Here is a 21,636-nt window from a genome sequence, read left to right as displayed (position 1 = left end):
ACGCAACGCCGCCGCCCGATGGAGCGAGCATGAGCGACACCGCCCTGAGACTGCACGTCCACGACCAGTTCGCCAACGGCCGGCGCTTCCGCATTCTCAACATCGTCGACGACGTCACTAAGGAATACCTGGGCGCCATTCCGGAGACGTCAATCCGGGGCGGCGGGTGGCCCGCGAACTGAAGGAAATCGTTGAGCGACGCGGCAAGCCAGGAATGATCGCGTCCGACCATGGCACCGAGTTCACCTGCAACGCCATGCTGGCCTGGAGCAAGGACACGGTCATCGACTGGCACTTCATCGCGCCGGGAAAGCCGATGCAGAACGGCTTCATCGAGAGATTCATGTATAGACGGCCGCGCGGATGCAAGGGATTTCAGCAGCAATTTGGATATCGGTCGGGTGCGTTCATGTATACGGCCTATCATTGCGACCGATAGCATGGCCGCTCGCCCTGATGGAGATCGCGGATCGAGGCCTCATCAACGGGTCGCGCTTGTTGCGCTTAAAACTCTTCTGTAAATCGGCCCTTTAATTGCGGATTATTGTCAACTCTCTTTTTTTGAAGCCATTCGGCAAGACGGTAGCGCTCGACCTCCCCGTCGGCCCGATTCGGCGCGCGCCAATTGTGCACACAATCGGCGAGAAATGGGGGAGCGTGCTACGACCTGTTCACAGCCCTTTCTGTCGCGGGCCATGTCGCGCCGAGCAGCCGGGAGTTGTTGGCAATCGCTGGAATTATCGGGTAATTTTGCGCAACAGGCGCAACACGATGTCGACGAACAAATGCGGACTAAGTTATTGAAATAATTGGTGATCCCAGCAGAACAAGCACATCAGCCGGTATCAATGGCTTAGATTGGCAAACCGCCCGTTCGGGCAAGATTGATCCGCAAGCGCTTTTTCGCGCACTGGCAATCAAAAGCCGCCGGATGGTGGGCCAAAAATGCGAAGGGCCGCCTCGGCTAAGGCAGCCCCAGATCGCAATCAAAAGTCCAGTAGCCTCGAATTTAGCACCCAGTCTCCCGAGCCGCAATCCGGAACCGCCATGCAAGCTGCCTTCGCCGCTGCCCTGGCGCGGAAGATGGTGCGGCCGTGAGTGCAATTCTCGACAAGGACCGGACCCGGCGAAAGCTCCATCTGTTAACGCGCGCAAATGGCGATCTACGCATTACCGATCAAGACTTCCGGGTGCTTTGGTATATCGCCGATGCGATCGATCACGAGACCGATCTAGCCCGCCGCAAGCAGGCCACCATCGCTAAAGATCTTGGGAAGAAGGGCGTCCGCGGCGTGCAGTTGAGCCTCGGACGGTTAGCCGAGTTCGGCTACCTCAAGTTCGAGGTCAAGGAAGGCGGGACCTACGTCAATGCCTATCGCCTTCTTCTCGAAGAGGCGAATGTGGGTTCGCCTTCTTCTGACCAGAAGGCGAACAATGGTGAGCCTTTGGATGACCAGAAGGCGAACGTCGGTGCGCTTTCTGCCGGTGCAGTCCCCAAAAAGGCGAACGAGCGTGACGAAAAAGGCGAACCGTCATTCGTACATGATCCCTTATCTGTCCCTGAAGTAGCTGCAGCCGCGCGCGATGACTACGAATTCTATGCGGCGGGGGCGATGCATTGCACTAACTAACCCCTATGCGGCTCGTAGTACGCCCGCATCGCCTTCAGATGCTCTGCCTGCTGGCGGGAGTAGTGCCGGATCGAACGAAGCTCACCGACCATCTGACCGAATGCGAACAGGATGACAGCTGGGATCGAGAAGCACACCGCAGCCAGGAATACTCCCAAGTGGAATAGTAGGTCTGAACCTATGGTCGGTGGTGCTGGAGTGCGAAGCGCGCCAACAAAGACGAGCCACACGACAAACAAATAGACCCCCGAAACAACCTTCAAAAATGTAGCCACCGGTGCCCCCCTTGGCGGCGATCATTCAATCGCAACCAAAGCGCGAGCGCAAGCCGTAGCGCACTAGATCTCGCTTTCCGCAGCAACGGACTTGCGATATGACGGGCGATGCCGCGGAACACAAACCGTACCCTGCCGAATTCGGCAGATCTCTGTTGGTTGCCAAAGACGAGCTATTTGCTGGTCGCCGGATAGTCGTTGCCCTGTCAGCAGGGCCTCGCCTCAGTGGCCGGAAAGGGGTCATCCTTGGACCGGGAGCGACTGCCACCCAAGTCAAGGTGCTCCTAGACGGTGCCAAGGGCTATGTGACCCTGCATGTACCTCGATCTTCTGGAGGATCGTCCCAGGTAGCGCACCGAGGCCGTCGGCTGCCCGCGTTCTGCGCGATTAAGCTGTCTGATGGGCTTTCATGTACGGTCCGAAAAGGCGTGGAGCTTCTTCGTAGAACTTGGTTATCGCCATGAACTCGTCTCCGCGCTTTTTGACCCATGTCGGACGCTCCGGATCGATGAGATTTTGCATCATCGAGTTGGCGAGGTTTAGGTTGATTAGATGCAGACGGATCTTTTCCAGGTATTTCTGAACGTCCTCGCCGAAGAAATAGGGCACGCGATCGATCGCTCGTCCGTACCGAAAGAATAGCTCGTCAGGAGCGGTGCCGCTACGGCATGCCTCACCGACTATCCCTCTAATCTCCTCGAAAATGGCGAGCCGCTTATCAAAGAGATCAAGCACTATCTTTTCGTTCGATGTTTTCCAATTTCGTTCTGCGATATCCGCTTGAACCTTGGCGACCGCGATTTGGCTCTGACCAAGCCGGTAGGCAATCCAGCCAGCAGTAATTGCAGCGAAGACCGTTGCGGCCGGGCCGGCGAAGTCTTTGAAGCGTGCAGGATCGCCCACCAGTAGGCCTACTATCAACCAGAAGGCAGTAGCCACTAGTGCCCCGAGCGCGACTTCAGAGACGCCTTTATGCTTCATCGTCGTGCTCAAGATAGCCCTCGATAAGGCGATCCAGGTCAATCTTTCTAATCGACGCCGCGATCAATCGGTCCACCTTCATATCTATTGGGGCTTTCCACAGAACTCAATCAGATAATTGATTAGAGCTCCCCCAACTCCTGCGGTCTGAAGGTTAGGACGGGTCGAAGCAAATGCGCGAACATTGTCTGCGAGCTGGACGTTTGTCATTTTGCTCTTCGAAATGCAATTGATAATGCGTGCCTGCCTTGGCATCTTGCTCGTCAGAGGCAACGCTAATCAGCGCGTCGTAGAAACCGGCCATGTAGGCAGCGCGGATCTGCGCAGGTAACGACTCCCATCGGAAGTAAGTGAAGTAAACGGCATTCGCAGGCGCGGTGATCACAAGCGGAGCCGCTACCAATATGATTCTAATCAAATCTGCCTCGTGATGCCGTGGATTAACAACTGATCGCCGTTGCGTCGCCCCGACTCGGGCGAAGATCATCCGCCCAGCAGACGTGCGCCTCAGTTTTCGCGGGGGTGGATCGGATAGTTGGGTCAAGCTCCGGTGCAGCACTCGTTCACAAACTCTGAGGCTAGCCCACCGTTACGGCATCCGCAGCAAGCAGGTCATCGATCAGCTCGGCAAAGCCCTCTCGTACAAGAAAGCGCCGGCTAAATGCCAGGCGCTGATGGTAGGGAATTAGATATCGATCGAAGCGGTCAGATTGAAGTTGGCGTGCCTCGCGCGCCAGCTCGTCCGTTTCAGGTAGGCCTTGTTCCTTGATTGCGACCAGGAGGTCCTTAAGGTCGGCCGCAGATGTTTTTTCGACAAAGACGGCAAAGTTTTCGATCGAAGCCTTTGCGCCCTCTCGACGTAAAGCCAGCACCATTGTCTGAGCGAGGCGTGCACCTGACCAAGGAAATACAATGACGTCCTGACCGTATTGCAGAAAGCGGTGCCTATCGAGATGGTAGTCGCGGTAGGCTTTGCGCCCTTCCTTGATCATAGCTGCTGTTGCCTAATTCACATCGAGGCCTTTCGAGGAATGACCGTCGTAGATCGATTTCATACGCGCAGCAACCAAGCCGCTTGGCGCTTGGGCTGTACCGCCATAACGGGGCGCGCCAGCAGATGAGGCTTTGGTGACCGTCAACCTGCGGCCGGAATCGTTCACGTTCAGAACGCGCCAGCGCCCGCCAGATTCGACGCGACCATAAAGATTTCTGCACCAGGCTTTTCCAGCACCGAGAACTGGGCGATGGTTTGCAGAGGCGCAACGCTGATCATGCATGGACCAGAAAGCGAATTTGCGGCTAAGGCCGCGTCTTAACAGGGCGACGTCATGATCCCCACACCCTATAATTTTGAGCCAGCCCTCACGGATGCTGAGTACGCCAAGCTCGGCGTCCTGGCTTTGCGCTGGTCCCACATCGAGCACATCCTGGGAAATTGCCTGAAAGTCATTCTTCGCCTCACCGATGATGAAGCAGTAATAGTCGTTTTCACCCTGAGTGCAGACCAGCGGGCGGAAAAGATTCACCAGCTGTCGAAGCTTTCCGAATTACCGGCCCCAGCGCAGAAGGCTTTCGATGAACTAAGGCCAATACTAAAAGGCATCCACTACGTCAGAAATAACGTCGTTCACTCTATCGCTGGGGAGTATGAAGGCGACGACTTCGTCTTTCACCTTCGCTCGAAAAAGCGATCTCTGACCAAAGCCCAGGTATTCAGCACTGAAGAACTAACGAATTATGCCGCACACCTCGTCATCGCCTTCCGCTATGGCTTGGGTTTCAAGGATGGCGCCCCACCGACTGAGTATGCGTGTCCCACGCGCCCTGAGATGCCCGAGTTCCTTCGCTCGATTATCCATTTCAAGCCGTAGACCATTAGCAAGCTAACTCCTTTCAATTACCCATAGTTGTTGCCTCGATTGCGGCTCCAAGTTCGATGTCGTTCAGCCGCGAGAGTCCGCGCCAGATCACGGTACTTCCTGGAGGCGGATCGTTGGCTCGGGCCAAGTATCCTCCGAGCCGCGCGATCTTGACGACATAGTACGAGAGCGTGCTTCGTCGAGAGCAATTACCACCCCGGTCTTTCACCAAATGATCAAGAAGCTTGATTTCGGGATCCGTCAGCGCCGTTTGCGGTATGGCATTCGGCGAGGAGCGATTGAGCATCGTCATCCAGAACACGCGCCAACTCACAATGCAGAAGACCGCGATCAGATTGACCAGACGCTCAGCAGTTCGCAATTTTGAGTCCTCTGCTTTGCAGCCCGATTTGAGGATCTTATGGAAGACTTCGATCTTCCACCTCAACGCGTACCATTCGATCTTCTCGATGGCGTCCGTGCGCGATTGGACCGGGAGATCGGTGAGGAGCTTCCACTCGATTTTCTTTCGCCGCTTCGGCCTTCCCCGCTCTTGAGCATGGATCACGGTCAGAGTGAGTGCGGGATATTTCGTCTGTTTGCCGATCGGCGGCAGGACGCGTATCTTGCGATACCTGATCTCAAGAACGGCGTCGTCGGGATCGCCTTTGTCGTCCTTGACCTTGATCCGATGCAGACCCTTGATCGTAACCTCGTCCATTTCGTCGGCAATTGTATGATTGCCGTCCCCGGCAAGCCGATCAACACAGGTTCGCACCAGGAAATGCGTTCCAACCTCCTCGGCCAGGCAAAACAGCTCATAGATGTCGCTCTCGCGATCACCAATATGAACGCATCGTCCAGGGGCAGCAAGAAGGTCGGTCGATTGCCGTAAATTCTCGAGCCAGCGGATGCTCTCCTTCTGCTCGATCGGCACCCGTGTGTCGGATTGATCCTTCGCTTCAGCGCCGTCGTCCCCTTGAACTTCTTGCGGGTCCAGAACTTGATTGCCGACAGTCCTAGCGGAAGCCCCTCGGTCGTCACGGCGAGACTCGAATGCATCAGGATGCCGCACTGCGTGCGTCCTGCCGTCTTGCCCGTAAAGCCGATCAGATCCGGCTTCTCGCGCTTGAGGCTGAATTCCGTCGTGTCATGGAGGACGAGGATCGGTCCCTCCCTCGCCGCTACGCGCTCGCGCGTCGCCTCGAAATGACCGCCAAGAATATCCGCCTCGTCGACCCGCTCGTTGGAGAAGAATCGATAGGCGGCCTTCGTGTTGGCCCAATCCTGACAAACCAACGGGATGCTTTGACCCATGTCGCTCCCGATTTGTGCGAGCAATTTGCAGAACCGGCGACCAAGCCGCTCATCCTTAAACTCGCATCCCGCAACTTCCCGATCAACCCACGTCTCGATACCGGTCGTCAATCGCTGAGCACGCGCCACCGCGCGTTCCTTCACCAAGCCCATCGAGCACCCCGCACTTCCGAATCAGGTGCTCAACAACGAATCACAACAGATTCTACTGATTCAAGATTTCGGCCGCGGCGCCCCGCTCAAATCCGACGTCAAGTGTGGGTAATTGAAAGATCTCTTTGCCGCTTACAATGCGCGCGCGGCCGAGCCGAGAATCTGATCAAGCTGCATATGACGCAGCTCGCCTCCGACCGCACCAGCTGCCGTTCGGCGCTCGCCAACCAGGTCCGTCTCGCGCTCCATACGGCCGCTTATTGGCTGATGCTGACCGTGCGCGAGGCGATTCCCAAAGTCCGGGAATTGGCCGCTGCCGAGTTCGCGACGCTGCGTCTTCGTCTCTTGAAAATCGCTGCCCGTGTGGTCGAGACCACGAGCCGCATTCGCCTTGCGTTTGCCGCGGCATGTCCCGAGCCGACCTGATCCGCCGTTTGCCAGGCGCGCTGCTGCCGCTCGGTCCTTGACCGGCGGGGCGTCCGCCCCCCGTTCACCCACCCCATCCCTCAAGCGCGTTGCAAAGTACGGGTCGTCAGGCGGTGAAAAGCCGAAGGCAATCCTGTGCGCCTCGCCAGACAAGATGTGCGGCCGCATCAATCGGGCCCAAAAGCCGCCCTCTGACGAATAGGCCGGGCTAGCAGTTGACGGTGCTCAGACCGTGTAGCGGCACACGGTATATGCATGTATATGCATGTATATGCATGTATATGTAAAGAAATGCGACAGATGCGTTAATAGAATTGCAGAATCCTACATGTCGAACGCGATGCTCAAATCCAGCTGCGCCTCCCCGAATTTACCGCCCCCCAACGCCTTTCCCGAAGACCCCGGGTCGCTGGCTGCCAAAGAGGTCGCGCGACTGAGCATTCTTGACGGCATGCGGGGAATTGCTGCCATCTGTGTCGCCGTTTTACATTTTTATGAACCCTTTCAGTTCGGTCCTCAGAACCGGATTCCTCACGGTTATCTCGCTGTAGATTTTTTCTTTTGCTTGTCAGGGTATGTAATGGCATTTGCCTACGACCCTTCTCGCGTAGAATTGTCACCCACAGAACTTATTAAAAGGCGTCTGATACGACTGCATCCGCTCGTCGTAATTGGCTCCTTGTTGGGCTTCGTTGTGGTTGTAATCGGACGATTCTATGCGCCTATGGCTGCCGCGTTATTCAATTTTAGTGTCACGGAGTTTTTTATTCTCCTCACCTGCAGCGTACTTCTGTTGCCGCACTTATTTGTCCACGATCCCAGCTTTCCTATTTTTCCTTTTGTCGCTCCCGCCTGGTCATTGCTTTGCGAGTATGTGGCGAGCCTAACGTTTGCTCTTTGTCTGCGCCAACTATCGCTTCGATGGTTGCTAGCGATGCTCGCCTTCGCCGCGGTTGCAACGGCATACACGTGCTACGATTTCGGAAGCCTAAACGGCGGTTTCGACCGCAGAACCTTCTGGATTGGCTTTGTACGGGTAGGTTTTTCATTTATCGCGGGCGTTGTTGCTTGCCGTATTGGCAGGCAACCGCTGTTGCCAGGGGCAGCATATTACCTTCCGCTTATCATGCTTGCGACCTTTTTTTGGCCCTTCCTTTGGAAGCCCTACGATTTCCTGATCGTCACAATCGTATATCCGCTCCTTGTTTGGCTGGGCGCTAATGCAATCGGGAGTCCGTCGATCAACCGTTTTAGCGAGTTTATCGGAGATCTTTCATATCCGCTTTATATGACCCACTACGTTCCACTCATGCTATTGTTCGGCGGAACTTCGGCAGGTTGGGTTGCGCAGATCCATGCAGCGCTAGCGGTACCAAGCATGACTCTAGTTGCAATCGCTTTTAGCTTTCTTGTTAAGCGATATATCGACGAACCGATCCGTGCCACTTTGCGTCGCAGATCATTTGAGCACCTCAAAGGCTAATGCAGGCACTGCCGCAGGTATGCACGGATGTGCTTATCCTGTTCTGCTCTCAGAAGCGCTTTCGCCCCCTCTGGCCTTCCAGCTTCAGGGTAATTAGCTAGGTATGAGATGTGGGTAATTGAAAGAGCTAACTCAGGCAGACCACATGTTTCCCATTCACAATATCTTCCCGAAAGAGATGGCGATAATCGGCCGCACCCTGCTGAATTACGGCGAGCTTGAACTCGACCTGATGAATTGCATCCAGGTCGTCCGCCAATACGACATGAACTCCATCTTGAAGGCGTTTCAGGATTCGGGGAGAGAAGAGCCGCATTCAGATCGCGGACGCTCTGGGCCGCGTACCCGAGCAGACACACATGCGACCTAGACGGGACGTCAGCGTCTCAGTCGCATTCCCGCGAGCGCTCCGGCAAAAAGTACATTCAACTGGTGCCCGTGCAAATGCAGCCTACGCAGCGATCTTGTCTTCCTTGTCTGCGCCGCGCATGACGATCCTCAGGGCGTCGTTGGGCAGCGGGCGCTGCAGCGCCTTTGCCTCATCCCGGGGAGTGTGCATCCAGATGTCGCGCTCCTCCTCGGTGGTCAGGATCACGGGCATTGCTTTCGGATGGATCGGCTCGACGACCGCATTGGGTGACGTCGTCAGGAAGCCGTAGACAAGGTGGGGCCGGGGATCGGCTTCGACTTGGTGCCGCGGTCGCCTCTGAACTCGGTCCAGATGCCGCCGAAGCAGAACAGCGGCCGGCTCTCCTCGAGCGCGAACCAAACCACATCTTTCTTCTTCGTCTCGGGATTTGGCGGTACTGTCCAGAATCTTTCGCACTTTTGATCAGGCGACGGCTCCGGTTTCAGAGAGTTGTGGCTGATAGAGCGGTCGCATGTTCATGTAGCATTTGGTCGACCACGCCGTTCCGGCAATGTGCCGCAGCCGGGCCGCCGCCAAATTGAGACAGGATTGACCGTCGGGGAAGGCGCCGACGACACGGGTTCGTCGCCGGATCTCCTTCATGATGCGCTCGAGCGGATTGTTCGTTCGAATCTTCCGCCAATGGATGTCAGGAAAGGCATAGTAGGCGAGCGTCTCGTGAACCGCCTGCTCGACGAGATCAGCAGCTTTGGCCATACGGCTTGCCCGCAGATCCGCGATGACGGTCCTGGCTTTCTCGTCGGCCGCGGCGCGGCTCTCCTGGGCATGAATGGCCTTGAGCATGTGGCTCACCTCGTGGACCCGGGTCGACGGCACGTGGCTGAAGACATTGCGATAAAAATGCACCATGCAGCGTTGATAGCGGGCCTCCGGCAGATAATCCGCAACGCTTTCGACAAGACCTCGGCACGCATCGGAAACCACCAACTGCACGCCCCTGAGACCGCGATCGACGAGATGCCGCAGAAACGAGGACCAGCCGGATTTGTCCTCCTTGGCGCCCTCACAGATGCCGAGGATCTCCCGGAACCCCTCAGCATTGACCGCCGAGGCCACTAGCAGCGACACGTTGCGAACCTCACCAGCCCAGCTGCGCTTCATCACGATGCCGTCGAGGTAGAGATACGGATGCTCGCCTTCGATCCTGCGATTCCGCCGCGCCTCGATCTTGGTATAGATCTTCTTGTTCAGGTTCGACACTGTGCTCGGGCTGACCCGGGTGCCCCACAGCGCCTCCGTGATGTCTTCGACCCGCCGAACCGAAATCCCGGCCAGATACATCTCGATCAGCGCCTCCTCGACCGAGCTCTCCCGCCTCCAGTAGCGCTCGATAATCGCCGTCTCGAAGGTTTGCCGACGTAGCTTCGGAACCTTCAGATTGACGTCGCCCGCCTTGGTCTGCAGCGTTCGCTCGTAGCTGCCTGCCCGCGTGTCCTGCCGGGCCGGGCTGCGCTCATAACGCCCAGCACCGCACAGCTGGTCCGCTTCGGCCTCCAGCATGGCGTTCAGTGTCTCTTCCACCGTCCCGCGGACCATCTCGCCCAGGTGATCTCGAATCCGGGCCTCATCAATTTGGATCACCTGACCCATGGCATTCCCATCGTTCATTCAAAGCTCCTTCATTCTAGAGGAAGCCGTCAATCCTGAAAGTGCGAAAGACTCTGTACGTTACCGAATGCAAAGCAGTTTTGAGATGGCGTGCAATCTTTTGACAAACATTTACGGGGCAATGCAATGAGTTCGAAAAACATCAGAATTTCATCGACATCGGTGACCAGACAGGAATGGCGTGCTGTCGACGCAGTCGTTAACACCAAGGGCAGAGATGCAACATCGTTTCATGCCGAACCGAGTGCCGCAGTAGTTACCGAACGCAGATTAGCAAGTCTGGGGCCTTCACAAAAATTACCGTCTCAATCGAGCCGGCCAATGTGTCGACGCGACAAGCGATCCGCCGGCTGAATGATGAACTGGAGGGGCGAGTCTCACCTTCGGATACGTTCGCATCCAAAACTGCATCCTGATCCGCGCTCATGCTTGGCCCATGCACTTTGCATATGAGACAACGGCGTTCTCGAGCACGGAGTTGATGCAAGGGGACGTTCTGCGAAGGACGCTAGAGCTGGATGCTCTACTGGAGGCAGTTCATCCTCATTTTTTCCACCATCCGAAGAACTTGTTCTTCATCGTGCTAACGCAAAGTTGCGACCTAGTACCTCGCGGGCCAGCGGGCGGATGCAAGGCACCGTACATTGCCATTGCACCGGTGCGCAGTCTCGAATTGGTCGTAGAACGACAGGTCGGTCAATTCCAGGCTCCTGCTGTGAAATCCGATCTCCCTATCGTTGGACTTCGGGCGAGAAATAAGATCTCGGAGTTTATGGGCCGGCTTTTGAATTACAACGAGCCTGGCTATTTCTTTCTGGATTCCGAGGGCACAGATCTCAGGTAGACTGCATAGCGTTTCTCAAACTTTCCATCGCTGTGAAGGCCGATCTCCACCTAGCAACCTGCGTTGCGGCGAAGATCTTGCAATTGACAGACACGTTTCAGGCAAAACTTGGTTGGCTAGGGCCTGTACCTAAATAGCGCCACGTGATTCTCTTGCCTACGTGTTGATTCGGGGGCGAGAGAATGCGCGCTGGTTTGTTTTGGCTGAACGACAGGCAATGGGCGCGTATCGAACCGCATCTGCCGAGGGGACTGACGGGGCCGGATCGGGACGACGACCGACGCATCGTCAGCGGCATCATTCACATGCTGCAATCGGGTGCACGATGGCGTGATTGTCCACGTGAATACGGCCCTTACACGACGATCTACAATCGCTTCAATCGCTGGGCCAAGCGAGGACGATGGTGCGCAATCTTCGAAGCGCTGGCCAAGCCTGGCGAAGACGGCGTCGTACTGTCGCTCGACTCGACCTCGATTAAAGCTCACCGGTGTGGCTCCGGCGGAAAAGGGGGGAGCACAATCAAGCAATCGGCCGCTCGCGCGGAGGCCGCACGACAAAAATCCATGCGCTGAGCGATCCGCTCTGCCGGCCGGTCGTCCTGCATCTGACTCCAGGCCAGGATGCCGATATCGCTGCGGCTCCCGATGTCCTGGCGCTCGCGCCACCCATGAGCGTGCTCCTCGCCGACAAAGGGTATGATGGCGACAAGCTTCGCGGCGCAATCATTCGTCGTGGCGCCAAGCCCGTAATCCCCAATAAATCTAACCGTGTCGTCATCCATCGCTTCAACAAACGCGCCTACAAAGGACGAAATGTCATCGAACGCTGCTTTTGCAGGCTCAAGGACTTCCGGCGCATCGCCACGCGATATGACAAGCTCGCCCGTAATTTTTTGGCCGCTGTTCATCTCGCCGCTCTCGTCGCATATTGGCTCAATTGAGTCTGGACCCTAGTTGGCCAAATGTATTCGCCCGTCGGAACGCAGGATATGGATGCTGACAAAGCGACAAAAAATTGCGGACTCTCAGAAGAGCGTTGCTCTGTGGTTCGATGACTCAAAAATCAAAGCGGTTGAATTAAGGTTCGCCGAACTCCGTCAGTTGGATCCCAATAAGAGTATGTCAGAGGCTGAAATTGCGGCGATGATCCGCGCCGTCCCATCCGTCCGAAAAGAGGTGATGACCCGAGCGACGGAAATCATCAAAGATACGCTTGGCGAGAACCAACAGGGAGCGGCTCGACGCTTAAGTTCAAGATTAGCGAGCGACGCTGCGCTAAAGAAGCTTTTGCGGTAGATGTCACATGTCGCGGTGACGTGACAGTCGAGCGAGCAACCAGTAGCTGGATTTCGCCGCGCAGGGCATGATCACGATCACGGATTGGTCACCTCACGCTTCGTTCGGCTCCTAGGACGCAAAGCGTCTGTGGACCCATCACGACTACTGACTTCGTAAAGTCACATAGGCGACCGACCTAGAATACTGAACCTTGTGCGCTGGTGCTGATGGCGATGACATCGCCACGGCGGCAGATCTTCGCGACGGCGGCGATGTCGCCGTCCGAAGCTCCACCCTGAAAGAGTATTTGCGCAGAAGATCGACAATAGGCCGACGGCTCAGGAGCGGCTTTGGGCGCGGCCGGAGCAGGCGCCTGACCATAAGCCGAACCCACGAGGGCCATGCAAAGCGCCGCAGGCCAATGTCTCAGCATGATCTCCGTACCTACTTCTTCGTGCCGTAGGGGCTTTGGTTCGTCGGAGCCAGTGAGATTCCTTCCTCAGATGCTTTGTTGTAGATCGCGTTTTCGGTTCGGCCCAACTTCAGGCCGATCACTCGCGTCGGTGTGTTGCCCTTCACAAGTTGTTTGAGTTGGCTCACTTCGCCTGACGTCGACTGCTTGCCGCTATTCCGGGTCGACTTCGCCATTGCGCGCTTCCTCTTATTGGTGGGTGCCGTAACGGTTCCCGGTGTTTGAATTCACATAGGTCCCGCCGCGGTGCAACGATCCCGAGCCGCCTGAAAAGCTGCCGCCGTGGCTTGAGGTGTGGTGTCCGCCGCCATAGCTGACACGGCCCCCGTGACCTCCTCCGCGAGCATCGGCCGGTCCAATTATTCCGATTGCCAAAAAAAGCCCGGCAACGAGCGTTGCTGCCCTCATATTGTTCCCCCTCAAAAACGTCTCTTGTAAATTCGCTCCTCTATCCAACTGCAACCGATGCGGGAGCGCAAGCCGTAGTGCACCGATGACACTTTCTCCACTGGTGTGTGGATGTGAGACTTTGGACCTAGGGAAAAATACGGGTAAGGGGCGACCTTAAAGGTGCAGACCGATGATAAACCGGATGGCAAAGAAGGCGCCCCCGGCGACCACGGCAGTGGCGCTAATCGCGAACACTACTCTCCAACCCTCGTCCATTGTGCCTCGCGATAAAACGACCCCCGCGGGGGCAACGCGGAGGCCGCTGTTGGGGCGCTCCAAGGCAGGGGGTCCTGAAGCGATACGGCAACGTGCACGCGGTCGGAGGGGTTCTGACCTGCCACTGCATTTTCATCCAGCGGCAGTTAGAGTCTTGAGGTTTTGTACGCCAAGTGGCGCGGATGGAGCAACGGACGATCGGCGGAGCTGGTCGGGGTTGCGCAGCCGATCGTCCGTTGCGGTGAGGTGGGCGGCGTAGGCCGCGGGGGGCAGGTATTTCAGCGACGAGTGGGGACGCTGGAGATTGTAGTCGGCGACCCAGTTGGCGATCTTGGTGCGGGCGTCATCGAGATCGAAGAACAGGGTCTCGTTGAGTAGCTCATCGCGCATCCGGCCATTGAAGCTCTCGACGAAGCCGTTCTGCATCGGCTTTCCCGGCGCAATGAAGTGCCAATCGATGGCTGCGTCCTTGCACCAAGCGAGCATGGCGTTGCAGGTGAATTCGGTGCCATGGTCGGACACGATCATTCCTGGCTTGCCGCGTCGCTGGACGATTGCCGTCAGTTCGCGGGCCACGCGCCGCCCCGAGATCGACGTCTCCGGAATGGCGCCCAGGCATTCCTTGGTGACGTCGTCGACGATGTTGAGGATGCGGAAGCGTCGGCCATTGGCGAACTGGTCGTGGACGAAATCCAGCGACCAGCGCGCGTTCGGCCTCGCCTCGACCAGGATCGGGGCCCGGGTCCCCACCGCCTTGCGGCGAGCCCGCCGCTTGCGGACGGTGAGCCCTTCCTCGCGGTAAAGCCGGTAGATCCGGTTGATCCCCGATGGCTCGCCCTCCCGCCGCAGCAAGACGAACAACCGGCGATAGCCGAAACGCCGCCGCTCGTTGGCGAGATCGCGCAATCGGCCACGCAGAACTGCCTCCGGCGGGCGGCTGGAGCGATAGCGGATCATCTTCCGATCCGCCCCCACAATCGAGCAGGCCCGCCGTTCCGACAGGCTCATGACGGCCTGCAGATGCGCGATCGCAGCGCGCTTGGCGGCGGGCCCTACCATTTTTTTGAAAGGAGCTCGCGAAGTGCGGCCGCATCGAGCATCTGCTCGGCCAGAAGCTTCTTCAGCTTCCCGTTCTCCTCCTCCAGGGCCCTCAGCCGCTTCGCCTCGGAAACGTCCATGCCGCCGAATTTGGCCTTCCAATTGTAGATCGTCGCCTCGGAAACACCGTGCTTGCGAGCCAGGTCGGCTGTCTTCGCCCCAGCCTCATGCTCCTTCAATACCGCGATAATCTGCTCTTCCGTGAACCTTGCTCGCTTCATCTGTCCGTCCTTCTTCGGGCCGGACTCTAACTCCTTCTGGAGGAAATACGCAGTGGCAGGTCAGTTCCTATGAAGGGCAGATCCTCAAAACGCGGTGGATTTCCGCATCAGCTTCAGGAATATCTCGATGAGGTCTCACTGCGAGGAGCGAACATCTCCGCCGCCGAGTTGGGCCACCACCCAATCCGCAAAAGCTCGTACCGACGATCTTTGTCGGCTTGCGCGCGGGTAGATCAAGCGGTGACCGACGTAGCGGATATCGTTGGCGCGTCCGGCCAATGGAGCGACCAAGCGCCCGCACGCCAGTTCGCGTTCGGCCAGAAGCGTTGATTCCAAGGCCACGCCCAATCCCTCTGCAGCCGTCGCGATCGCAAGAAAGCTTCGGTCGAATCTCATGCCGTGAAGCGCAGGTGCTTCTAACCCATTCGCGGTGAACCATTGATGCCACTGCACCCGCTTCACGTCGGAGCGGATGAGCGTCTGATCGAGGAGATCGGCAGGCTTCCTGATCGATTTTGCGAGCGAGGGCGAGCAGAGCGGCGTGACCGTCTCCTCCGGCAGAGGGACAATTTCGACGCCCTCCGCGCGTGGCGGACCGTAGACGATGTCGATATCGAAATCATCGTTGCTGAAGCGCGCATAGTCCGTGCTTGCAGCCAGCCGAACCTCGAGCTTCGGGTAAGCAGCGAGAAACTGTGCAAGCCGTGGTGCCAGCCATTGCGCAGCAAAGCTGGGCGCGGAATGGACGCGCACCAATTGTGGTCCGCGCGCGGCAACTTCCTCTAGGCCACGGCGGAGCTGATCGAATGCCGCTCCCGTGTGACGCATCAGGTTCTCGCCGGCCGGCGTAAGTCGCACGGATCGTGCGCTGCGCTCGAACAAAGCGGTCCGAAGGGTGCCCTCCAGCTTGCGGATGGCATGACTAACGGCACTCGGTGTCAGGTGAAGCTCATTCGCCGCATCGCGAAACGATCCGGTGCGGGCAGCCGCTTCAAAGGCACGAATTGCCGATATGGGGATATTCGACAGCATCCCATAAGTGAACCAGATTCATCGATCCGTGACAACTGCGCGTTTGTCCGTTGGCGGTCGGCGGGTCATTCCTAAGCGCCAAGGAAGAACAATTTGCGGGAGGAACTGATGCTGCTCAGCGGTAAGACGGCCATCATTTCGGGCGCGGCCTCGCCGCGCGGGATCGGGCTTGCCACCGCCCGGCGGTTCGCCGCCGAGGGCGCTCGGGTCGCCATTCTGGATATTGACGCCGGCGCTGCGACGGATGCTGCGGCATCGCTCGGAAATTCCCATATCGGACTAGGGTGCGACGTCGCCGACAAATCGTCCTGCGAACAGGCGGTCGCCCGCGTGATCGAATCCTTTGGCGGCACCGATGTTTTGATCAACAATGCCGGCATCACCCAGCCGGTGAAGTTCCTGGAGATCTCGGCAGCCGATTGGGATCGCATTCAGGACGTCAATCTCAAGGGCATCCTGTTTCTCTCCCAGGCGGTGATCCCGCATATGCGCGGACGGAAAGCCGGATCGATTGCATGCATGTCGTCGGTCTCGGCCCAGCGCGGTGGTGGAATTTTTGGCGGCCCGCACTATTCGGCCGCGAAGGCCGGCGTACTTGGTCTCGCCAAGGCGATGGCCCGAGAGTTCGGCCCGGACGGCATTCGCGTCAATTGCGTCACGCCCGGCCTGATCGGCACCGATATCACCGCGGGCAAGCTGACCGACGAGATGAGGGCGAAGATCCTGGAAGGCATTCCGCTCAATCGTCTCGGTACGGCCGAAGACGTCGCCGGTATCTACACCTTCCTGGCCTCGGATCTCTCCGCCTACGTAACCGGCGCCGTGATCGACGTGAACGGCGGCATGCTCATCCACTGAGCCAGCGAGACAAGGGTCAGATCGATGGAAACCTCGACCAACGCGCTTACGAACACGCCCAAGCTGACGGACCGCGCCCACAATATTCGCCGCAATGCCCTGCGCATGGGCGAAGTTCAGGGCCAAGGCTATATCGCACAGGCGCTCGACATCTCTGACGTTCTCGCCGTCGCCTATTTCCATGCGATGCGCTACAGACCCGAAGATCCGTCCTGGGAGGAGCGAGACCGCTTTCTGCTCTCCAACGGGCATTATGCCATCGCGCTCTACGCGGCCTTGATCGAGGCGGGGATCGTCCCCGAGGAAGAACTCGAAACCTATGGCAGCGACGAGAGCCGCCTGCCGATGTCGGGCATGGCCTCCTACACACCGGGAATGGAAATGTCGGGCGGCTCGCTCGGGCTCGGACTCAGCATCGCCGTCGGCATGGGCCTGGGACTCAAACGCAAGAAATCCGGAGCGCGGGTATACACCTTATTTTCCGATGGCGAGCTTGACGAAGGCTCGGTCTGGGAGGCGATCCAGTCGGCAGGCCACTACAAGCTCGACAATCTGATCGGCATCGTCGACGTCAACAATCAGCAGGCGGACGGTCCTTCCACGCAGGTCATGGCGTTCGAGCCGCTGGTCGAGAAGCTTCAGGCCTTCGGCTGGTTCGTGCAGCGCGTCAACGGCAACGATCTCAATGCCGTGGTCGCCGCCTTCGACGCGGCCAAGTCCCATCCCGAACTCAAGCCGCGGATCATCGTCGCCGACACGCTGATGGGGAAGGGTGTTCCCTTCCTCGAGCAGCGCGAGAAGAGCCATTTCATCCGCGTCGAGCCGCACGAATGGCAGCTCGCGCTTGCCGCGCTGGAAGCCGGGAGGCAGGCATGAAGACCGTCAGATCAGCACCGCAGCCGGGCAAGCCGCGCCTGACCACCTCAGCGATGATCGCATCGATCGCAGCCGAGGGGCAGAAGACCAGACCGGGGCCGTTCGGACACGCGCTCGTCGAACTCGCGCGCCACCGCCCTGAGGTGGTCGGCATGACGGCCGATCTCGGCAAATACACCGACATGTACATCTTCGCAAAGGAGTTCCCGGACCGCTATTACCAGATGGGCATGGCCGAGCAGCTTCTGTTCGGCGCCGCCTCCGGCCTCGCTGCCGAAGGCTTCATGCCTTTCGCGACCACTTACGCGGTGTTCGCGTCTCGGCGGGCTTACGATTTCATTCACCAGACGATTGCGGAGGAAGACCGCAACGTGAAGATCGTTTGTGCTTTGCCCGGCCTGACCTCGGGCTACGGCCCGAGTCACCAGGCCGCAGAGGATCTCGCGCTATTTCGTGCCATGCCAAATATGACGGTCATCGATCCCTGCGATGCCCACGAGATCGAGCAGTTGGTGCCTGCCATCGCGGCGCATCAGGGGCCAGTCTACACCCGCCTGCTGCGCGGCCAGGTGCCGGTCGTTCTGGACGAGTACGACTACAAATTCGAGCTCGGCAAGGCCAAGCTGATCCGCGACGGGAAGGACGCCCTGGTCATCTCATCCGGCATCATGACCATGCGCGCGCTCGAAGCCGTACAGACCTTGAAAGACGACAGCATCGATATTGCGGTGCTGCATGTTCCAACCATCAAGCCGCTCGATACCGAGACGATCTTGCGTGAAGCCGGCAAGTCGGGCCGCCTGGTCGTCGTTGCCGAAAACCACACAACGATTGGCGGTCTCGGCGAGGCGGCTGCCGCGCTTCTGATGCGTTCCGGCGTCCATCCGCCCTTCCGCCAGATCGCATTGCCGGACGAGTTTCTTGACGCCGGCGCACTTCCGACCCTGCACGACCGCTACGGGATTTCCACCGCAGAGGTCGCACGGCAGATCAAGCGGTGGCTTTAGTGTACCGGCGCTAAGCGCCAACTTAGCCAAGCCCAGGTGAGGAGCTACGCCCGTCGCATGTTGCGGCGGCGAGTGATTGCTCCTGCCCAAATGCCGGTGGTCGAGAGCCGGCAAGCGAAGAACCCGGAAAGCTGCACGTCAGCCTGCGCTGATGCAACGGGCAGCAACGTCAATGAAGGACCAGGAGGAAAACATGACTGCATCGAAGCCCGGAAGCATCAGTCGCCGTTCGCTGTTGATGGCCGCCACCACCGTTCCTCTCTGCGGGATTCTCACCCGCCCGGCGTCTGCCGCCGAGTTCGTCTACAAGTTCGCGACCGGACAGGACCCAACGCATCCGGTGAATATCCGGGCGCAAGAGGCGATCGACCGTATCCGCGAAGCGACGAGCGGTCGGCTGGAGATCAGGCTATTTCCGGCCAACCAGCTCGGCTCCGACACCGAGCTTTTGACCCAAGTTCGCAGCGGCGGCGTCGAGTTCTTCAACCAATCGTCCTCGATTCTTGCCACCCTCGTACCTAGCGCAGGCATTGTGAACACCGGCTTCGCATTCGCCGACTACGACAGCGTATGGAAGGCGATGGACGGCGACCTCGGCACTTACATCCGGGCGCAAATCGCCAAGACGCCAATCATGGCGGTTTCGAAGGCCTGGGACAACGGCTTTCGTCAGGTGACCTCGTCGGGCCGCGAGGTCCGGACGCCGGATGATCTGAAGAATTTCCAGATCCGCGTTCCGCCCGCGCCGCTGCTCACCTCGCTCTTCAAGGCGCTCGGCGCCGGGCCGACGCCGATCAACTTCAACGAGGTCTATTCCGCGTTGCAGACCAAGGTCGTCGACGGCCAGGAGAATCCGTTGCCGATCATCGCGACCGCGCGTCTTTACGAAGTGCAGAGCACGTGTAGCCTCACCGGGCACGTCTGGGATGGCTACTGGATTCTGGGCAACAAGCGCGCCTTCGAGCGCCTGCCCAAGGATGTGCAGGAGATCGTGACGCGCGAGCTCGATCGCTCCGCGGTCGATCAGCGGGCAGACATCGCAAAGCTCAGCCAGTCCCTGCGCGCCGATCTGTCGACCAAAGGTCTCAAGTTCATCGACGTCGATCGTGCCGCTTTCCGCCAGGCGCTGTCTAAGACCAGCTTTTACGCCGACTGGAAGGGCAAGTTTGGCGAGGAGGCATGGTCTCACCTTGAAAAAGCCGCGGGCCAGCTATCATGACCAGCGTGAGCCATACGCCGCATGTGGATACCGGGCTCGCGGCCGGCAGATCTCAAGCGAATTCGCGCCGATGGGTGGTGACAGCGAACATGGTGCTTGGCCACGCTGTCGCAGTCCCGGCGGCCTTGCTCGTGCTGGCGGAGATCGTGGTGCTGTCCGCGGGCATCGTGGGCAGATACGTATTCCGCTCGCCGATCGTCTGGTCCGACGAGCTTGCCGGCATTCTCTTCCTCTGGCTCGCCATGCTCGGGTCTGTGATTGCGTTCCAGCGCGGCGAGCACATGCGGATGACCGCCATCGTCGGCGTGCTCAGTGCGGAGCTCCGCGCGTTCCTGGATGTCATAGCGGCCGCGGCGTCGCTGGCATTTCTCGTGCTCGTCGTTTGGCCGGCCTATGAATTCGCCGCCGACGAGGCCTTCGTCACCACTCCGGCGCTCGAGATCGTCAACACCTGGCGTGCGGCAGCGCTGCCGATCGGCATCGGGCTGATGCTGATCGCAGCCGTCCTCCGGCTCATCCGCATCGCGAGCCTGCGCAGCTTGCTGGCCTCCCTGGCGATCGTCGCAGGCATCATCGGAACGTTCATTCTGCTGGCGCCGGTCTTGAAGGCACTTGGCAATCTGAATCTTCTGATCTTCTTCGTTTTCGTGGTCGGCGCGATGGTCTTTGCGGCCGTGCCGATCGCGTTTGCATTTGGCCTCGCCACGGTCGGCTATCTCGCCCTGACAACCAGCACGCCCGACGTCGTGATGATCGGACGAATGGACGAGGGCATGAGCCACTTGATCCTGCTTGCCGTGCCTCTCTTCGTCTTTCTCGGCCTTCTGATCGAGATGACGGGCATGGCGCGCGCCATGGTCAGCTTCCTGGCAAGCCTTTTGGGCCACGTGCGTGGCGGACTGCACTACGTGCTGGTCGGGGCGATGTATCTGGTCTCAGGCATCTCCGGCTCCAAGGCGGCGGACATGGCTGCGGTGGCTCCAGTGCTGTTTCCCGAGATGCGGCAGCGTGGGGCCAAGCCCGGCGATCTCGTTGCGCTCCTGGCCGCGACGGGGGCGCAGACCGAGACGATTCCCCCGTCACTCGTTCTGATCACGATCGGCTCGGTGACCGGTGTGTCGATCTCGGCGCTGTTCACCGGCGGGTTGCTTCCGGGCGTGGTGCTCGCGATCATGCTCGCGGCCGTGGTGTGGTGGCGATACCGCCGCGAGGACCTGTCTCACGTCAAACGGGCGACGGGGCGGCAGATTGGCCGCGCCTTTGTGATCGCGATACCGGCCATCGCGCTGCCATTCGTGATCCGGACCGCCGTCGTCGAAGGCGTTGCGACGGCAACGGAGGTCTCGACCATCGGGATCCTGTACTCGGCCTGTGCGGGACTCTTCATCTATCGGCAGTTCGACTGGCGCCGCATCTATCCGATGCTGGTCGAGACGGCTTCGCTGTCGGGGGCGATCCTGCTCATCATCGGCGCGGCGACGGGCATGGCCTGGGCGCTGACCCAGTCGGGATTTTCTGCCTCTCTTGCAAAGTTCATGACCAGCCTTCCCGGCGGAGTACCTGTCTTCCTTGCCGTGACGATCGTGACCTTCGTGATCCTGGGCAGCGTTCTGGAAGGGATCCCGGCCATCGTCTTGTTCGGCCCGCTCCTGTTCCCGATCGCGCGGCAGGTCGGGGTGCACGATGTCCACTACGCGATGGTGGTCGTTCTCGCGATGGGCATCGGCCTGTTCGCGCCACCGTTCGGCGTCGGCTACTACGCGGCTTGCGCCATCAGCCGCATCAACCCGGACGAGGGCATGAAGCCGATCGTGGGCTACATGATCGCGCTTTTGATCGGCACGCTGATCGTCGCGGCCGTGCCCTGGCTATCGATCGGCTTCCTTTGACGCATCTGCGG

The 21,636-nt window shown here is 58.9% G+C and carries 18 protein-coding genes and 5 pseudogenes; 13 read left to right on the top strand and 10 right to left on the bottom strand.

The annotated features are described in order from the left end of the window. Positions 1–56 precede the first annotated feature (56 nt). Positions 57–343: pseudogene (locus tag LPJ38_RS35455) on the top strand (DDE-type integrase/transposase/recombinase); the annotation flags it as partial. A 751-nt stretch (positions 344–1,094) separates the two neighbouring features. After that, positions 1,095–1,631, top strand: a complete 537-nt coding sequence (locus LPJ38_RS35450) for a helix-turn-helix domain-containing protein (protein WP_018647449.1) — start codon at positions 1,095–1,097, stop codon at positions 1,629–1,631. A 662-nt stretch (positions 1,632–2,293) separates the two neighbouring features. On the opposite strand, the gene LPJ38_RS35445 is transcribed toward LPJ38_RS35450, so the two are convergent. Together LPJ38_RS35445 and LPJ38_RS35440 are read right to left on the bottom strand one after the other, a co-directional pair. Next, on the bottom strand, positions 2,294–2,899 hold the full coding sequence (locus LPJ38_RS35445; RefSeq protein WP_131234258.1) for a hypothetical protein: 606 nt from the start codon (positions 2,897–2,899) through the stop codon (positions 2,294–2,296). 566 nt (positions 2,900–3,465) lie between these two features. Then, a complete protein-coding gene (locus LPJ38_RS35440; RefSeq protein ID WP_020608112.1) occupies positions 3,466–3,879 on the bottom strand; it encodes a hypothetical protein in 414 nt (137 codons plus the stop codon). 336 nt (positions 3,880–4,215) lie between these two features. On the opposite strand from LPJ38_RS35440, the gene LPJ38_RS35435 reads away from it, so the two are divergent. Further along, complete coding sequence (locus tag LPJ38_RS35435; RefSeq protein ID WP_018647455.1) at positions 4,216–4,758, top strand: hypothetical protein; 543 nt, start codon at positions 4,216–4,218, stop codon at positions 4,756–4,758. A 22-nt stretch (positions 4,759–4,780) separates the two neighbouring features. On the opposite strand, the gene LPJ38_RS35430 is transcribed toward LPJ38_RS35435, so the two are convergent. Together LPJ38_RS35430 and LPJ38_RS35425 are read right to left on the bottom strand one after the other, a co-directional pair. Beyond that, complete coding sequence (locus tag LPJ38_RS35430; RefSeq protein WP_224516920.1) at positions 4,781–5,821, bottom strand: IS4 family transposase; 1,041 nt, start codon at positions 5,819–5,821, stop codon at positions 4,781–4,783. A 221-nt stretch (positions 5,822–6,042) separates the two neighbouring features. Next, positions 6,043–6,216, bottom strand: a pseudogene (locus LPJ38_RS35425) (IS4/Tn5 family transposase DNA-binding protein); the annotation flags it as partial. A gap of 132 nt (positions 6,217–6,348) precedes the next feature. On the opposite strand from LPJ38_RS35425, the pseudogene LPJ38_RS35420 reads away from it, so the two are divergent. The 3 genes and pseudogenes from LPJ38_RS35420 to LPJ38_RS35410 all read left to right on the top strand — a co-directional run. After that, positions 6,349–6,683: pseudogene (locus LPJ38_RS35420) on the top strand (transposase); the annotation flags it as partial. Between the two features lie 287 nt (positions 6,684–6,970). Continuing rightward, entirely contained in the window at positions 6,971–8,125 is a 1,155-nt protein-coding gene (locus tag LPJ38_RS35415; RefSeq protein ID WP_231088510.1) for an acyltransferase family protein, read from the top strand. 145 nt (positions 8,126–8,270) lie between these two features. Beyond that, positions 8,271–8,495 carry a hypothetical protein gene (locus LPJ38_RS35410; protein ID WP_018647460.1) on the top strand — a complete coding sequence of 75 codons (225 nt, stop codon included), beginning with the start codon at positions 8,271–8,273 and terminating at the stop codon, positions 8,493–8,495. Positions 8,496–8,576: 81 nt separating this feature from the next. On the opposite strand, the pseudogene LPJ38_RS35405 reads toward LPJ38_RS35410, so the two are convergent. Both LPJ38_RS35405 and LPJ38_RS35400 read right to left on the bottom strand, forming a co-directional pair. Next, positions 8,577–8,926 (bottom strand): annotated as a pseudogene (locus LPJ38_RS35405) (SOS response-associated peptidase family protein); the annotation flags it as partial. Positions 8,927–8,957: 31 nt separating this feature from the next. Further along, positions 8,958–10,145: an IS256 family transposase gene (locus LPJ38_RS35400; RefSeq protein WP_174719465.1), complete on the bottom strand. Its 1,188-nt coding sequence runs from the start codon at positions 10,143–10,145 to the stop codon at positions 8,958–8,960. Between the two features lie 1,022 nt (positions 10,146–11,167). On the opposite strand from LPJ38_RS35400, the pseudogene LPJ38_RS35395 reads away from it, so the two are divergent. Next, positions 11,168–11,950, top strand: a pseudogene (locus LPJ38_RS35395) (IS5-like element ISBj2 family transposase). 52 nt (positions 11,951–12,002) lie between these two features. Further along, positions 12,003–12,305: a hypothetical protein gene (locus LPJ38_RS35390; protein WP_145643235.1), complete on the top strand. Its 303-nt coding sequence runs from the start codon at positions 12,003–12,005 to the stop codon at positions 12,303–12,305. 178 nt (positions 12,306–12,483) lie between these two features. On the opposite strand, the gene LPJ38_RS35385 is transcribed toward LPJ38_RS35390, so the two are convergent. The 4 genes from LPJ38_RS35385 to LPJ38_RS35370 form a co-directional block, all read right to left on the bottom strand. Next, positions 12,484–12,690, bottom strand: coding sequence for a hypothetical protein (locus LPJ38_RS35385; protein WP_158516561.1), 207 nt, complete (start codon positions 12,688–12,690; stop codon positions 12,484–12,486). A gap of 41 nt (positions 12,691–12,731) precedes the next feature. Next, positions 12,732–12,935 (bottom strand): hypothetical protein, encoded by a 204-nt coding sequence (locus LPJ38_RS35380; RefSeq protein WP_014497717.1) that lies wholly within the window; start codon positions 12,933–12,935, stop codon positions 12,732–12,734. Between the two features lie 622 nt (positions 12,936–13,557). Next, positions 13,558–14,744, bottom strand: a protein-coding gene (locus LPJ38_RS35375; protein WP_095424349.1) for an IS3 family transposase whose coding sequence is annotated in 2 segments (ribosomal slippage) — positions 13,558–14,492 and positions 14,492–14,744 — 1,188 coding nt in all. Because the reading frame shifts where the segments join, the coding sequence is not laid out codon by codon here. Positions 14,745–14,879: 135 nt separating this feature from the next. Beyond that, entirely contained in the window at positions 14,880–15,776 is an 897-nt protein-coding gene (locus LPJ38_RS35370) for a LysR substrate-binding domain-containing protein (protein ID WP_011084956.1), read from the bottom strand. Between the two features lie 108 nt (positions 15,777–15,884). On the opposite strand from LPJ38_RS35370, the gene LPJ38_RS35365 reads away from it, so the two are divergent. From LPJ38_RS35365 to LPJ38_RS35345, 5 genes are all read left to right on the top strand, one after another. Next, positions 15,885–16,634: an SDR family NAD(P)-dependent oxidoreductase gene (locus tag LPJ38_RS35365; RefSeq protein WP_011084957.1), complete on the top strand. Its 750-nt coding sequence runs from the start codon at positions 15,885–15,887 to the stop codon at positions 16,632–16,634. A 24-nt stretch (positions 16,635–16,658) separates the two neighbouring features. Continuing rightward, positions 16,659–17,510, top strand: a complete 852-nt coding sequence (locus tag LPJ38_RS35360) for a transketolase (protein ID WP_011084958.1) — start codon at positions 16,659–16,661, stop codon at positions 17,508–17,510. Next, entirely contained in the window at positions 17,507–18,517 is a 1,011-nt protein-coding gene (locus LPJ38_RS35355; protein ID WP_014497715.1) for a transketolase family protein, read from the top strand. Before LPJ38_RS35360 ends, LPJ38_RS35355 begins: the two co-directional genes overlap by 4 nt. A 193-nt stretch (positions 18,518–18,710) precedes the next feature. Beyond that, positions 18,711–19,736, top strand: coding sequence for a TRAP transporter substrate-binding protein (locus tag LPJ38_RS35350; RefSeq protein WP_014497714.1), 1,026 nt, complete (start codon positions 18,711–18,713; stop codon positions 19,734–19,736). Beyond that, a complete protein-coding gene (locus LPJ38_RS35345) occupies positions 19,733–21,625 on the top strand; it encodes a TRAP transporter large permease (protein ID WP_011084961.1) in 1,893 nt (630 codons plus the stop codon). The genes LPJ38_RS35350 and LPJ38_RS35345 overlap by 4 nt, the downstream gene beginning before the upstream one ends. The last annotated feature ends 11 nt before the right edge of the window (positions 21,626–21,636 follow it).

Origin of the sequence: Bradyrhizobium daqingense (assembly GCF_021044685.1) — a bacterium.
GTDB lineage: Bacteria > Pseudomonadota > Alphaproteobacteria > Rhizobiales > Xanthobacteraceae > Bradyrhizobium > Bradyrhizobium daqingense.
This window is presented reverse-complemented; position numbering and strand designations above follow the sequence as displayed.

Coding starts and splice junctions, on each gene's coding strand:
- LPJ38_RS35380 (WP_014497717.1), bottom strand. CDS start 12,935: ATGGCGAAGTCGACCCGGAATAGCGGCAAGCAGTCGACGTCAGGCGAA.
- LPJ38_RS35410 (WP_018647460.1), top strand. CDS start 8,271: ATGTTTCCCATTCACAATATCTTCCCGAAAGAGATGGCGATAATCGGC.
- LPJ38_RS35385 (WP_158516561.1), bottom strand. CDS start 12,690: ATGGCCCTCGTGGGTTCGGCTTATGGTCAGGCGCCTGCTCCGGCCGCG.
- LPJ38_RS35415 (WP_231088510.1), top strand. CDS start 6,971: ATGTCGAACGCGATGCTCAAATCCAGCTGCGCCTCCCCGAATTTACCG.
- LPJ38_RS35370 (WP_011084956.1), bottom strand. CDS start 15,776: ATGCTGTCGAATATCCCCATATCGGCAATTCGTGCCTTTGAAGCGGCT.
- LPJ38_RS35345 (WP_011084961.1), top strand. CDS start 19,733: ATGACCAGCGTGAGCCATACGCCGCATGTGGATACCGGGCTCGCGGCC.
- LPJ38_RS35360 (WP_011084958.1), top strand. CDS start 16,659: ATGGAAACCTCGACCAACGCGCTTACGAACACGCCCAAGCTGACGGAC.
- LPJ38_RS35355 (WP_014497715.1), top strand. CDS start 17,507: ATGAAGACCGTCAGATCAGCACCGCAGCCGGGCAAGCCGCGCCTGACC.
- LPJ38_RS35365 (WP_011084957.1), top strand. CDS start 15,885: ATGCTGCTCAGCGGTAAGACGGCCATCATTTCGGGCGCGGCCTCGCCG.
- LPJ38_RS35350 (WP_014497714.1), top strand. CDS start 18,711: ATGACTGCATCGAAGCCCGGAAGCATCAGTCGCCGTTCGCTGTTGATG.
- LPJ38_RS35440 (WP_020608112.1), bottom strand. CDS start 3,879: ATGATCAAGGAAGGGCGCAAAGCCTACCGCGACTACCATCTCGATAGG.
- LPJ38_RS35390 (WP_145643235.1), top strand. CDS start 12,003: ATGCTGACAAAGCGACAAAAAATTGCGGACTCTCAGAAGAGCGTTGCT.
- LPJ38_RS35435 (WP_018647455.1), top strand. CDS start 4,216: ATGATCCCCACACCCTATAATTTTGAGCCAGCCCTCACGGATGCTGAG.
- LPJ38_RS35400 (WP_174719465.1), bottom strand. CDS start 10,145: ATGGGTCAGGTGATCCAAATTGATGAGGCCCGGATTCGAGATCACCTG.